Annotated in this window: 13 protein-coding genes; 8 read left to right on the top strand and 5 right to left on the bottom strand. The window is 66.7% G+C overall.

The genetic code is table 11. The features are described from left to right. Nucleotide 1: 1 nt before the first annotated feature. The 3 genes from gatB to VKZ87_RS15185 all read left to right on the top strand — a co-directional run bounded on the left by gatB (nucleotide 2) and on the right by VKZ87_RS15185 (nucleotide 3,767). Nucleotides 2-1,477: an Asp-tRNA(Asn)/Glu-tRNA(Gln) amidotransferase subunit GatB gene (gene gatB, locus VKZ87_RS15195; RefSeq protein WP_324222111.1), complete on the top strand. Its 1,476-nt coding sequence runs from the start codon at nucleotides 2-4 to the stop codon at nucleotides 1,475-1,477. Between the two features lie 89 nt (nucleotides 1,478-1,566). Next, complete coding sequence (locus tag VKZ87_RS15190) at nucleotides 1,567-2,184, top strand: DUF6655 family protein (protein ID WP_324222110.1); 618 nt, start codon at nucleotides 1,567-1,569, stop codon at nucleotides 2,182-2,184. A 122-nt stretch (nucleotides 2,185-2,306) separates the two neighbouring features. After that, nucleotides 2,307-3,767 carry a hypothetical protein gene (locus VKZ87_RS15185; RefSeq protein ID WP_324222109.1) on the top strand — a complete coding sequence of 487 codons (1,461 nt, stop codon included), beginning with the start codon at nucleotides 2,307-2,309 and terminating at the stop codon, nucleotides 3,765-3,767. A 1-nt stretch (nucleotide 3,768) separates the two neighbouring features. On the opposite strand, the gene VKZ87_RS15180 is transcribed toward VKZ87_RS15185, so the two are convergent. Continuing rightward, the gene (locus VKZ87_RS15180; protein ID WP_324222108.1) at nucleotides 3,769-4,212 is read right to left on the bottom strand and encodes a CBS domain-containing protein; all 444 of its coding nucleotides are present in this window, start codon (nucleotides 4,210-4,212) and stop codon (nucleotides 3,769-3,771) included. Nucleotides 4,213-4,337: 125 nt separating this feature from the next. Here VKZ87_RS15180 and VKZ87_RS15175 point away from each other — a divergent pair, with 125 nt between their 5' ends. Continuing rightward, nucleotides 4,338-4,712, top strand: a complete 375-nt coding sequence (locus VKZ87_RS15175; RefSeq protein ID WP_324222107.1) for a hypothetical protein — start codon at nucleotides 4,338-4,340, stop codon at nucleotides 4,710-4,712. A 22-nt stretch (nucleotides 4,713-4,734) separates the two neighbouring features. Here VKZ87_RS15175 and VKZ87_RS15170 read toward each other — a convergent pair whose 3' ends face one another. Next, a complete protein-coding gene (locus VKZ87_RS15170; protein ID WP_324222106.1) occupies nucleotides 4,735-6,051 on the bottom strand; it encodes a flagellar hook-basal body complex protein in 1,317 nt (438 codons plus the stop codon). Between the two features lie 205 nt (nucleotides 6,052-6,256). On the opposite strand from VKZ87_RS15170, the gene VKZ87_RS15165 reads away from it, so the two are divergent. From VKZ87_RS15165 to VKZ87_RS15150, 4 genes are all read left to right on the top strand, one after another. Further along, nucleotides 6,257-8,509, top strand: a complete 2,253-nt coding sequence (locus VKZ87_RS15165) for a PAS-domain containing protein (RefSeq protein WP_324222105.1) — start codon at nucleotides 6,257-6,259, stop codon at nucleotides 8,507-8,509. 10 nt (nucleotides 8,510-8,519) lie between these two features. Then, nucleotides 8,520-9,974, top strand: coding sequence for a D-aminoacylase (locus VKZ87_RS15160; protein ID WP_324222104.1), 1,455 nt, complete (start codon nucleotides 8,520-8,522; stop codon nucleotides 9,972-9,974). A 177-nt stretch (nucleotides 9,975-10,151) separates the two neighbouring features. Beyond that, a complete protein-coding gene (locus VKZ87_RS15155; RefSeq protein ID WP_324222103.1) occupies nucleotides 10,152-10,538 on the top strand; it encodes a response regulator in 387 nt (128 codons plus the stop codon). A gap of 82 nt (nucleotides 10,539-10,620) precedes the next feature. Continuing rightward, the gene (locus VKZ87_RS15150; protein WP_324222102.1) at nucleotides 10,621-10,842 is read left to right on the top strand and encodes a hypothetical protein; all 222 of its coding nucleotides are present in this window, start codon (nucleotides 10,621-10,623) and stop codon (nucleotides 10,840-10,842) included. A 111-nt stretch (nucleotides 10,843-10,953) separates the two neighbouring features. Here the strand turns inward: VKZ87_RS15150 and VKZ87_RS15145 are convergent, their stop codons facing one another. The 3 genes from VKZ87_RS15145 to VKZ87_RS15135 all read right to left on the bottom strand — a co-directional run. Continuing rightward, a complete protein-coding gene (locus VKZ87_RS15145; RefSeq protein WP_324222101.1) occupies nucleotides 10,954-12,036 on the bottom strand; it encodes a helix-turn-helix domain-containing protein in 1,083 nt (360 codons plus the stop codon). A 78-nt stretch (nucleotides 12,037-12,114) separates the two neighbouring features. Next, nucleotides 12,115-12,384 (bottom strand): hypothetical protein, encoded by a 270-nt coding sequence (locus VKZ87_RS15140; RefSeq protein WP_324222100.1) that lies wholly within the window; start codon nucleotides 12,382-12,384, stop codon nucleotides 12,115-12,117. 388 nt (nucleotides 12,385-12,772) lie between these two features. Beyond that, nucleotides 12,773-13,162 (bottom strand): glutathione binding-like protein (locus VKZ87_RS15135; RefSeq protein ID WP_324222099.1); only part of this gene is annotated, 390 nt, incomplete at its 5' end.

Genomic DNA, 13,162 nt, shown 5'->3' with positions numbered 1-13,162 from the left:
GATGAGCAGCGTTCCCAACAGCGAGAAGAACTACATCCAGGGCGCCACCGGCCCGTGGGAAATCGTCATCGGCATGGAAGTGCATGCCCAGGTCACGTCGAAGTCGAAGCTCTTCTCCGGCGCCTCGACGGAATTCGGCGCCGAGCCGAACCACCAGGTCAGTCTGGTCGATGCCGCCATGCCGGGCATGCTGCCGGTGATCAACGCCTACTGCGTCGAGCAGGCAGTGCGCACCGGCCTCGGGCTGAAGGCGAAGATCAACCTGCATTCGGTTTTTGACCGCAAAAACTACTTCTACGCCGACCTGCCGCAGGGCTACCAGATCAGCCAGTACAAGCAGCCGATCGTGGGCGAGGGCAAACTGCTGCTCGACATGCCCGACGGCTCGACCCGCGAGATCGGCATCACGCGCCTGCATCCGGAGCAGGATGCGGGCAAGAGCCTGCATGACCAGAGTCCGCGCGAGAGCTTCATCGACCTGAACCGCTCGGGCGTGGCGCTGATGGAAATCGTGTCGGAGCCCGACATGCGCAGCGCCGAGGAAGCCGGCCTGTATCTGAAGAAGCTGCGCACCATCCTGCGCTATCTCGGCACCTGCGACGGCAACATGGAGGAAGGCTCCATGCGCGCCGACGTCAACGTGTCGGTGCGCCGGCCGGGCGGCCCGCTGGGCACGCGCTGCGAGATCAAGAACGTCAACTCCGTGCGCTTCGTGCAGCAGGCGATCGAGTACGAGGCCCGCCGCCAGATCGAGATCCTGGAAGAGGGCGGCAGCATCGACCAGGAGACGCGGCTGTTCGACACCTCCAAGGGCGTGACGCGGTCCATGCGCTCCAAGGAAGAGGCGCATGACTACCGCTACTTCCCCGATCCCGACCTGCTGCCGCTGGAATTCGAGCAGAGCTGGGTCGATCAGATCAAGGCGACGCTGCCGGAGCTGCCCGACGAGAAGAAGGCGCGCTTCATCGAGAAGCTGGGCCTGAGTCCCTATGACGCCTCGGTCCTTGTGGCCGAGAAGGAGTCGGCCGACTTTTACGAGGCCGTCGCCAAGGGCCGAGACGGCAAGCTCTGCGCCAACTGGGTGATCACCGAGTATTTCGGCGCGCTGAACAAGTCGGGCAAGTCGATGGCCGAGTTTCCGATCACGCCGGAGAAGCTCGGCGGCCTGATCGACCTGATCGCCGACAACACGATCTCCAACCGCCTGGCCAAGGATGTCTTCGCGCTGATGGTGGAAACCGGCAAGGATGCCGCGACCATCGTCGACGAGAAGGGCATGCGGCAGGTGACCGATACCGGCGCGATCGAGAAGGTGATCGACGAGGTGATGGCGGCCAATGCCGACAAGGTTGCCGAATACCGCTCCGGCAAGGATAAGCTGTTCGGCTTCTTCGTCGGCCAGACGATGAAGGCTTCGGGCGGCAAGGCCAATCCGGCCGTGGTGAACGAGCTGCTGAAAAGGAAGCTGGCCAGCTAGCCGGCATTGCGGATCAAGCCCTGCGATGGCGGGTTGTTCGACGCAATCCGCCATTTTTCTGCCGTTTTGATCCTGCAGCCTTAGCATCCATGTTGCCGTCGTCTTCCGCCCGCTTCGCCCTTCTCCTGCTGTTCCCGCTTCTGCTCGCCGGCTGCTCGACGCACCGGGAGAGCGAGCCCGGCCGCACCGCGACCGAGCAGCTGCTGTTCTCCGCCGCCGCCGAGCGCGCGGCCGATCAGCTGGTCTTCCAGCTGCCCGAGGGCAGCCGGGTGTTCGTCGATGACTCCTATGTGGAGGGCACCGACAGCAGATATCTGGTCAGCACGATCCGCGACCGCCTCCTGCGGCGCGGCAACGATATCGTCGACAGCAAGGCGGCGGCCGACGTGGTCATCGAGCCGCGGGTCGGCGCCATGTCGATCGACCGCAACAAGGTGCTGGTCGGCACGCCGGATTTCGGCATCCCGGTGCCCCTGGCCGGCCCGATAGAGGTCCCCGAGATCGCCCTGTTCAAGCGCGATACCCGCCAGGGCGTCGTGAAGGTCGGCGCGACCGCCTACAATGCGAAGACCGGCCTGATGATCCAGTCGCTGGATCCGGTCTACGGCTTCGCGCACAAGAAGGACTGGGTACTGCTGCTGTTCCTCAGCTGGGATACCGACGACCTGGTTCCCGAACCGGAGCGGGAAAACTGGATCGGCCGCTGACGCCGCCGCCAGTCATTCAAACGCGTCTAAGTTGTGCTCCAGAACAGAGCGCTTGAGGATTGCGCCTCCCGCGGGTATGGGATTGAGCAGGCAGGCTGCTCTCTCTTCTGAACCGATTCCCCATGTTCTGTGAAACCGAAGCCGAGGCATTCGCCGATCCGGCGCGCGAGCTGATATTCGAGGTCGGACGTTCCTACCTGGAGCGCCACGGCATCACGGCTGCCGAACTGGTCTTCGATCCCGCCCAGCACCGGGCGCTGCTGAACGACGGCGCCCGTTTCCAGGAATTGCTGCAGCGTGTCGCGCTGCTGCAGGGCCAGCATACGCGGCGGCCGGTTTCCGAACGCATGAAGGAACTGACCGCGCTGGCCGAAGCGGCGATGAAGCGGGTTGAGACCCAGGCCGCCGGTCTGCCGGCGGCGCTCACGGACCTGCCCGAAGCTGTTGCCGGCGGCCTGCTGGCGGGCAGAAATCTCGACGAATGGGTCCGGGCGGGCGTGGCCTTCGTCCGCCTGCTCAAGGCGCAGGGCAGCCTGGCCGCGCAGGCGGCGTTCTGCCTCGATGTGATTGAGACCGGCATCGAGGGCGAGGTGCGCTCCATGGCGGATCAGACCCTGTCCGAAATCCTGCGCCTCAAGCCCGCCGCTGCCTCGATCTTCGGCGAGGACGCCAACCGCCGCGCGATGATCGAGCTCTGCCTGTCAGTGCTGGAGGCGAAGCCCACCGGTGCGGCCGTCACGCCGGTGATGGCACGGTTGCAGGCGGCCAATGGCCTGCCCGGCCTGCCACTGACGCAGGCGGCCATGCGCGCGCGCCTGACCGAGATGCTGGGCGGCACGTCGCCGCTCTTCGCCGCGGAGCCGAAACAGGAGTGGGAGGCGTTGCTTGCCCTCAAGCGGCGCATCGCCCGCGTCGAGCTGCTGGCCGCGGACGAGCCCCTCATTGCGGCGCTCGATCGCCGGCTGGCGCGGTTCGCGACGCCGGAGCTGCTCAACCCGATCCTGGCCAAGGAGCCGGATCTCGCCCGCAAGCTGCTTTTCCTGCTGCAGCTGAATCACGAGATCGCCGACGCGGCGGCGCGGTTCGAACTGCTCGGCATCATCGGACATTACCTCGACGCCCGGGATTTCAGGACGACCTTCATCTCGCCCAAGGCCACGCGTGAGGACTTTGCCGAGCTTGCCGCCGCGATTTCGGAACGGCTAATGCGGGCCGAGATGCCGCCGGCGCGCAAATCGGCCTATCTGCAGCTCTTCCGCGACAAGCTGGCGACGGTGGTCAAGCCGCTCGGCTCGCGCGTGGCGCAGCGCGGCGCCGGCGGACCGGAAGATCATGTTCTGGTTCAGGATGTCCGCGTGCCGCTGCGCAACTGGAGTCCGGCCGGCCTGATGTTCGGACCCTGCGATGTCAGCCTGGAGACCGGCATGCGGCTGCCGCTTGTAGTGGTCGTGCGCAATCCCGCTTTCCGCATCGAGTTCCAGGCCAGGGCGGAAATCCTGCGCGTCGCCGAAGGCATGATCGCCGCGCGCTACCAGTGCGACGATCCCGCCGTCGCGGCGCGCATCCGGGATTATTTCGCGTAGCTCACCGCATGCCGTCCATGGACTGGCGGTGCAGTCCGCCGGGCGAGGCGACCCGCTTCAGCGCCTCGCCGGCGCGGCCAGGCTTCACGTTGCCGATATCGCCGATCGACACGATTCCGACCAGGCGCTTCTCGCGGTTGACCACAGGCAGGCGGCGCAGCTGCATGTCGCCCATGTTCTCGGCCACATGCTCGATCGTCTCGTCCTCGAAGCAGTATTTCACGTCCGTGCTCATGACGTCGCGCACCTTGGTATCCGGTCCGGATTTCTTGGCTACGGCGCGGATGGCGATGTCGCGATCGGTCAGCATGCCGACCAGCCGGTCATTGTCACCCACCGGCAGGCTGCCGGCATCGATCTCGGCCATGATCTGGGCGGCTTCGGCGATGCTCTGGTCCGGGGCTATGACGCGGACATCGCGGCTCATGGCGTCGCTGACTTTCATCGTTTCCTCCTGTTCTGCGGGGCGCGCAGGGCTGTGCAGCGTGCGCTCCATCAAGCCGCAAGCAGGGGGATTGGTTCCCGGAATCCGGCCGTCATGCTAGGCTCCGGCCGCCTGCGAGGAGTGCCATGAATCTGATGGAAGCAACCATTTTCGCCATTCTGATCGCGGGGCAGCCGGTGGAGGGAATCCCCTTCAGCTGCCGCCTGACCGACGATCCGAAAATGGCCATATGCAGCGACGATACGGTAATCCGGGAATTCGCCGACGGCACGCTGGAATTCAACGGCAAGCACCGGGTGTCGAAGAACCGGCGCCGCGAACTGGTCTTCACCACCGGCGTCACGGCGCATTTCGATTCCCTGGGCTGGCTGCAGTTCTCCAACGGCTTTGCCGCCCGCCGCCTCGAAGGCGACGTGTTCCGGCTCGCGCAGCCGCGTGGCCCCGACCTGACCTGCCGTTATACGATCCTGGCGCGCCGTACGCGCTGTGCGGCGGAATAGGGCGGTGGGTTAGCAACCGGCGTCAGCGTTTCATGTCAAGGGCGCTGGACAGCATCTCATTGGCCGTCGTGATGATCTGCCCGTTCATCGAATAGGCCTGCTGCGCCACGATCAGGCGCGTCATCTGCTCGGCCACGTCCACATTCGACTCCTCGACCGCGGCGCTGACAAGGGGGCCGAGGCCGGTGGTGCCGTCAGGATCGCCCGGAACGCCGAAAACGGGATCACCCGAGACGCCGCTGGCCAGGAACGCCGTTCCGCTGACCCGATCCAGCCGGTCCGGCTCGGGGAAATTGGCCAGCAGCAGCTGGCCGCCGACCTGACTGCGGCCATTGGTGTAGTTGTAGATGATCTGGCCGTCTTCCTGGATCGAGACGTAGCTGAACTCGCCGCCCGGCAGGCCGTTCTGACGCAGGTTGACGTTGCTGAGATCGGTGGTCTGGCTCGAATACTGGGTCAGGCCGCTCGTTGCCTGCGGGTCGAAGCCGCCGCCGAAGGTGCCGAGATTGAGCGTCAGCGCCTGGGCGCCGCTGCCGAAATTCGGGGAGAGGGTGACGGTGGCCGCACCGGCGCCGGTGACGGCAAGCGCGGGATCGGTGGTCGTCATGGTATCCAGCGCACCATTCAGGAAGGTGACGGTGACCGGACCGAAGCTGGCCGGCGTGCCGCCGGCGGTGTTGATGGTCAGGTCCCAGGTATCGGTGCCGGTCTTTTCCCAGTAGAGCTGGAAATTGCGCTCGTTGCCCGCCGCATCGATGATGCCGATGCCGTTGGCATAGGTGCGACCGACCTGGGCGGCGCCCGGCAGGTTCACCTGGTAGTCCACGCTGGTGGTCGGTATCGCCGCAATCGGGGAATCGTCGACGACGAAGTCGCTCACCCGGTTGGTCTGTCCGGGCGCGGCGGCAAGCAGGTAATCGCCGGCCGAATTCACCAGGCGGTTGGTGATGTCGAGGCGGAAATCGCCCAGACGGGTGTAGTAGGTCGCGGTTTCGAAACCGGTCGGCTCGCCGGTGGCCGAATTTATGCCGGTGGCCCGCGCCACCGGGATGAAGCCGTTGCCGTTCACCGCAATCGAGCTCAGGTTGCCGTTGCCGACGATGGTGCCCTGCTTGCGGTTATTGAAATCGGCGATGCTGGTGACACCCATATGGCGGTTGGAATCCATCACCGGGCTTTCGCCGGCCACCTTGTTGAAGACCAGATCCGAGAAAAGGGTGCTGACCTGCTTGTAGCCCTTGGTCGTGGCGTTCGAGACGTTGTCGGAGATATGCCCGATGGCGGCGGCCTGGGCGGTGATGCCCTGGACGGCGGTTCCGAGTGCGCCATAAAAGGTCATGGACGGCTCCTGTCAGTCGCAAGGCCGGGACGATGGCATCCCGGCAGAAAATCCCGGCCGGTACTTTGCAAGCGCCATGCCGGACGCGATCGGACGGCAAGTGATTGTTTCTTCTCGACCTCAGGGCCAGTGCCGGGATGACCCGGCAAAACTTGCCCGGTTGCTTTGCCTTGGCCGGACCGGGCCGCGGGCATAATCTGCCGTGATGTTGCAGGTACCATTCAGGGCTGGCGCGCCGCAGGCCGGAGAGGCCGGAGAGGCGCTCGGTTGGACCGGCGAATTCCGCGATCCCGAGGTCGAAGCCCGCTACCGCGACGGCCGGCTGCCGGCCGTGCGGAGCATGATGCAGGCCTGCTTCATCGCAGCTACCGCTGCCTTCGTCCTGCTGGCCCTCCGCGACTTCCGCCTGCACGGCTTCAACGACCGTTTCCAGTGGGCGCTGGCGATCCGCCTGCTCGGCCTCATATTCGGGATCGGGCTCATCACCATCGTCCCCAAGATGCAGACCGCGCGGCGGCTGCATTCCGTCGGCACCATCGCCACCTTCGGGTTCACCATCCTGATCCTGGTCACCTGGATGATTGCGGCGCCGCCGCCCAACTACCTCGGCGCGCTGATCTTCGCGGTGCTGCTGACCTACTACCTGCTGATGCCGATCCCGGCGCTGGCGATCCTGTTCAATGCGGCCTTCCTGACCCTGGGGACGCTCGGCATCGGCCTGTTCTGGTTCGGCATCCCCCTCGACGTGGTGGTCGTCGTCACCGTGATGGTCGCTGCCGGCAACGGCCTCGGCCTGATGGGCATGCGTCGCTTCAAGGCCGAGCGGCGCCTGACCTACCTGGCGCAGCAGGAAGCGCGGCGCATGACCGAGGCGCTGACCTCGGCCCGGCAGGAAACCAGCCGGCGCACTGAATACCAGGCCTGGGCGCTGGATGCGCTGCAGGTCGGGGTGCTGCTGTTTTCGCCCGACCGGCACCTTCACAGCATCAACCGGCGCGCCATCGAGCTTCTGGCGCTGCCGCTGGATGCCTTCAGGCCGGGCGACCATTACGAGGTGCTGATCCAGGCGCTGGTGGAGCGGAATGAGTTCGGCCAGCTCGGCGCCGACGATATCCGGCAGCATATCCGGCGTCTGGTGCAGGGACAGGCCAGCAGCCTGTCGGCCCGACTCTCCAGCACGGGCAAGGTGCTCGAATTCACGCTCGGCCATCTGCCGGACGGCTCGCTCGCCATGGTCATCTCGGATGCGACCGAGCGCTACGCCCTGCATCGCAGGCTGCGGCATTCCGTGGAGGTGGCCGGCGACGGCTTCGCGCTCTACGACGCCAGCGACCGCATCGCCATCTGCTCCAGCCGCTTCGCCGCGCTCTACGGCCTCACCGTCGACCAGACCATCGGCATGAGCTACGAGGAACTGCTGGCGCGCGCCTACGAGCGCGGCGTGTTCGATCCGGCGGAAACCGGCCCCGGCTCGACGGCGGTTGCCGGTCAGACCCGCCGCCGCATTCCCGAACGCATGATCGAGATCCGCACCAGGGCCGGCGAATGGTTCCTGGTGCATGAACGCATCACACCGGCCGGCGATCTGGTCGTGGTGCGCACCAACATCACCGCGCGCCGCCGCATGGAGGACGATCTCCGCCGGGCCAAGGAGGAGGCGGAGCGCGCGCTGGCCGAGCTGCGCGACGCCCAGGCCAACCTGGTGATGGCGGAGAAGATGGCCTCGCTCGGCTCGCTGGTGGCCGGCATGAGCCACGAAATATCCACCCCGCTCGGGATCGGCGTGTCGGCCGCCTCGCATATGAGCGACGAGATTGCGAAACTGGCCGGCGCCTTCAGCACCGGCGATCTGTCGCGCAGCCACCTGCAGGATTTCCTCGAGAGCGCGACCGAGGCGAACCGCATCATGGAGGCCAACCTGACGCGCGCGGCGCGCCTGATCCAGGCCTTCAAGCAGATCGCCGCCGACCAGAGCAACGACGAGATACGCAGCTTCCGGGTGGCGGAATACCTGCGCGAACTGATGCTGTCGCTGGCGCCGGCGCTGCGCAAGGTGCGGCACCGGGTGGAGATCGACTGTCCCGAGGATCTCGTCATCCGCAACCGGCCCGGCGCCTTCGGCCAGATCGTCACCAACCTGGTGATGAATGCCGTGCAGCACGCCTTCGAGGGCCGCGAGGAGCCCGGCCGCATCCGTATCGTGGTGACGCAGCCGCGGCCCGGCCGCGTCTCCATCGAGTTCAGCGACAACGGCCACGGCATCGCGGAAGAATTCCTGCCCAAGGTCTTCGACCCGTTCTTCACCACCAAGCGCGGCGCGGGCGGCACCGGACTGGGGCTGCACATCGTCTACAATCTCGTCAGCCAGGTGCTGGGCGGTGCCATCGCGATCTCCAGCCGCGAATGGGAAGGCACGCGCTTCACCATCAGTTTTCCCCAGGACGCAAAAACCGAATGAAGGAAGTCTCATGACGCGCCGTTACGACCTCATCATCCGCGATGCCCTGCTGATCGACGGCAGCGGCGCCGGGGCCCGCCGCGGCGATCTTGCCGTCGAGGGCGACCGCATTGCCGCGCTGGGCGATCTCTCCGCCGCCGCCGGCGAGCGCGAAATACAGGCGGCGGGCAGGGTGCTGGCGCCCGGCTTCATCGATGCCCATACCCATGACGACCATGCCGTGCTCTGCGGTCCCGAGTGCATGACCTGCAAGCTGTCGCAGGGCGTCACCACGGTGGTGACGGGCAATTGCGGCATCAGCCTCGCGCCGGCGCGGATGACGAAGCGCCCGCCGGCGCCGCTCGATCTGGTCGGCGGTACCGAGGCCTGGGCCTATCCGAGCTTCGCCGACTACGCCGAGCGTCTGCGCCGCAATCCGCCGGCGGTGAATACCTACGCGCTGATCGGCCATATGTCGCTGCGGGTGGAGGCGATGGACCACGACATCGAGCGACCGGCCACCGACAAGGAGGCCGCGCGGATGAAGGAGCGGCTGACCGAAGCGCTGAGCCAGGGCGGCTCGGGATTCTCCACCGGCCTGTGGTATCCGCCGAGCCGGCATGCGCCGACCGACGAGGTGATCGCCGTGGCCGAGGCGCTGCGCGACCATGGCGGCCTCTATGTGACCCACATGCGCGACGAGGGCGACGGCGTGCTCGACAGCATCGAGGAGACGCTGAAGATCGGCCGCGACACCGGCTCGGCCGTGGTGATCAGCCATCTCAAATGCATGCTGCCGCAGAATTTCGGCCGCTCGGCGGAGGCGCTCGCCCGCATCGACGAGGCGGTGAAGGCCCAGAAGGTGGGTTTCGACGTCTATCCCTATCCGGCTGGTTCTACCGCGCTGATGCCGGATCGCGTGAGCGCCAATCTGCCGATCCAGATCAGCTCGTCCGAGCCGCATCCCGAGATGGCCGGCCGGATGCTGAACGACATCGCTGCCGAATGGGGCGTCGATCCGGTCGAGGCGGCGAAGCGCCTGCTGCCCGCGGCGGCGATCTATTTCTTCATGCATGAGGACGACGTGCGCCGCATCCTCGCCCATCCGCGCAGCATGATCGGCTCCGACGGAATTCCGAGCAACGACATGCCGCATCCGCGCCTCTGGGGCACCTTTCCCCGCGTGCTCGGGCATTACGCGCGCGAGCTGGGCCTGATCACGCTGGAGCAGGCGGTGCACAAGATGACCGGCCTGACCGCCGGCGTCTTCGGCATGAAGGACCGCGGCGTGCTGCGCGAGGGCGCCTTTGCCGACCTTGTGCTGTTCGATCCAGAGACCGTGATCGACACTGCCACCTTCACCATGCCGAAAACGCCGGCGAAGGGCATCGTCGAGGTCTGGGTCAACGGCGTCTCCGCCTATCGCGAGGGCGAAGGTGTCACCGGCGCCAGCGCCGGCCGTCTGGTGACGCGACAGGCCGCCTGAGGTCCAGACGCGCTTCTGACACTCCGCCGGCTGACTGTCCGCATCCGGTACTGGGGCAAATTCGAAACAACTGGCGGGAAGGCGGAACCGGCGTGATCGCGGCCGGTTGCGCTCTCGCCCGACGCGGCCATCCATGCCGCCGGCCCGGGGAGACGGCAGGGAGCGAAGCGACGAGGGATGGCCAGGATTCTGGTCGTGGAAGACGACACGCTGCTGGCGCTGACGATCTGCGACCTGCTGGAAGCGGAGGGGCATGTCACCCTGCATGCCGCCGACGGCGAGGAGGCGCTGGCCGAACTCAGGCGTCATGTCCCCGACCTGATCGTCACCGATTACCGCATGCCGCGCATGGATGGCGAGGCGCTGGTCAACGCCATCCGCCGCGACCCGCAGCTGGCGCGGCTGCGCGTCGTCATGGTCAGCAGCTACGAACTCGACCATCTCCGGGCGCGCCAGGTGGCGGTCGACGCCTATGTGCAGAAGCCCTACCAGAACGCCCAGCTCGTCGCCGCCGTGGAACGCATGATCCAGCACGGCGAACGCGACCCGTCACGGATGCGGTAGCACGCATGACCTGCGGCCTTGCTCCGCCGGGCCGAACCGCTCTAGGCTTTCCCTGCAGGTGAGAAAAAAGAAGGGGGGAGCCATGCATCGTGCGTTTCTGTTGGCATCGATCATTCTGCTGGCCGGTTGCCAGGCCCACAACCCCACACCGCCCGCCAGACAATTGTCGCCCGACGAGCAGCGCGCCCGGGCGATGTGCCAGGACATGCTGACCTCCGATGCCGCCTATGGCGGTGGCGCCGACTACTGGATCGACAACTGCATGAAGTTGCGGCTGCGCGAGATCAAGGCGGGGTTGAGGTAGATGGCGCAGGCCTCGGGAGAGCGGTACGCACATCTTCAGCGCCGAGGATGGCGGTGGGTGCAGGATGAACTGCAGGATGAACGCGGTGGCGGGTGACGGGTAGCGTGGCCCCTACGGGGCCAGTTCGCGCAGCCAGTATTCGTAGCGGCGATCGACCTGGGCCGGCTGGAGCTGGTTGTGCCGCTCCAGGCCGTGATGACGGGCGGCGCGCGGGCTGAGGCCGAAGCGGCGCTGGAAGGCGCGGCTGAAATCGCTGTCGCTGCGGAAGCCGGAGGCGCGCGCGATGGCGCTGATCGGCCGGTCCGCGGCCTGCGGATCGACCAGCGCCAGCAGGGCGGCACGCAGGCGGCGTTCGCGGATATAGGCCGAAACCCCGCCGAGCGGCGCGAACAGCTCGTATAGCCGGGTCCGCGACAGGCCGTGATGCTCGCAGAGGCTGGCGGGCGACAGGGCGGGGTCGGCCAGCCGCGCCTCGATGTCGCGCCGCAGCGATATCAGCAGCGAGCGCTCGAGGAACTGCGTTTCGCCCGGCGTGCCCTGCCAGGTGCCGTTCAGGCAGGCCGCTGCCAGCTGCGCGGTCATCGGTGCGATCGCGGTGGCCTGCTGGAAATCGAGCCGGGCGGCGTGCCGCGCCAGCGCCAGCATGTGGTCGCGCAGCAGGGCGACCAGCGGCTCGCGGCCGTCGAGGGCACGCATATGCTGGTCGTCCGGCGTATGCAGGAAATCCTCGATCATCGGCCGCGGCAGGATCAGCGAGATATTGCTGAAATCGGTCGTCTCGGCCTGCATTTCGCGCGACAGGTCGTAGACCAGGAGGCCGTTCGCCGGCATATCGGCCTCGCCGTTCTTCCAGCGGTAGCGCTGGGTGCCGCTGTCGTAGAGCTGGATCATGAAATGATCCATGCCGTCGCGGCCGATGGTCAGCGGCGAGCGCTTCCAGATCTGCGCCCGGGTGACGGTGCGCGCCAGCATCAGCGAGCCGATCATGTGCGCGTCGATGGTGGCGTGGAACTCGTCCGGCTCGCTGCTGCGATGCACCGGCCGCTCGACCTCGAAGATGCAGGCGATGCTCTCGCGCCAGACGCTGAAGCGCTGCTGCTGCGGCAGGTGGTCGACGGAAAAGCGCGAATGCAGGAAGGTGTCGGCGATGGCGCCGCCCTGCATGTCGTCTGCGATCTCCGTTCCGGTGCTCACGCTGGGTTTCCCGATAGTTGATACTGGCGGCCCTGAGGCTGCCCATCCTATTGGCGGCCGGAGGCCGCGGGCAACAGGTCAGTGCAGGTCGACGCCGACGGTCGGTCCGGAACCGGCAGGCTGCGGCGTTTTCATCCTGACGGCGCCGGCCGCCGGCGCCGACGCGTCGTAGGCGGAGCAGTAGGCCAGCATCGCCTGGATATGCGGATGATCGGTCGTCATGCCGGCTTCGCGGATGCCGTATGCGATGGCGAGCAGCAGCCGGTCGGTATCGGTGCCGGCGGCCTCGACCAGCTGGTAGTAGCGGCGCTCGGCTTCCGGCCTGTCGGCGATGGAAATGTCAGGCATGAGGCGCACCTTCTGTCGCGATGATGATGGCCGGCAGGCTGCTGACAGCGCGGCCGGGCGTCAATCGCAGCCCGTCGCTTTTGCCCTGGCGTCCGACCGAGTTGACCGCCGGTCCGGAAGCTTCGTTGTGCAGGTTTTAAGAGCATATACCTCTGCGGGTAGGGCGGTCCGGGCGGCGACTCAGCCGGCATATCCTCATATCGCGCCTCCCGCCTGAGATCCTCGGGTCAAGCCCGAGGATGACGGTGCGATGGAGACCAGCGCCTGCGTTCATCGTCGTACAGTTCCTGTCATCCTGGGCGATCTCCCGCAGGATTGTGCGAACCGATGACGTCGTGCGCCTGTACCGCGAGCCGCTGATTAAGAGTCAGCTGCTCCGCCGCCTGCGCTAACCAAGCGGTAGTTCTTTCTCCATCCACGCCGGCACCGGCCGTCCGATGCCTTTCAGCCAGCGGCCCATCGCGCCGGCGACCTCGCGCACCGGTCCGCGGTCGCACATCCGGCTGCGCCAGGCGATCAGGCGCGCGGCGCTGGCGGGAACCGGCGCGCCCATGCGGTCGCCGAAGATCTGCGCCATGAAGAAGGCGATGTCGGCATAGGTGTACCGCGTGCCGGCCAGCCAGGGGCGGCCGTCGGCGAGCAGATCTTCCATCGTCGCGTAGAAATCGGCAGCACCCCTGCGCGCCGCCACCGCCGCCGGATCGTCGGGCGTCTGCTGCAGGCCCATCAGGCGGATGATGTGCGGAAAGTAGACCTCGTCGGATTTCAGCTCGAGCAG

The sequence above is a fragment of the Ferrovibrio sp. genome, assembly GCF_035304305.1.
GTDB lineage: Bacteria > Pseudomonadota > Alphaproteobacteria > Ferrovibrionales > Ferrovibrionaceae > Ferrovibrio.
The sequence above is the reverse complement of the archived record's forward strand: the minus strand, read 5'-3'. Positions and strand labels throughout refer to the sequence as shown.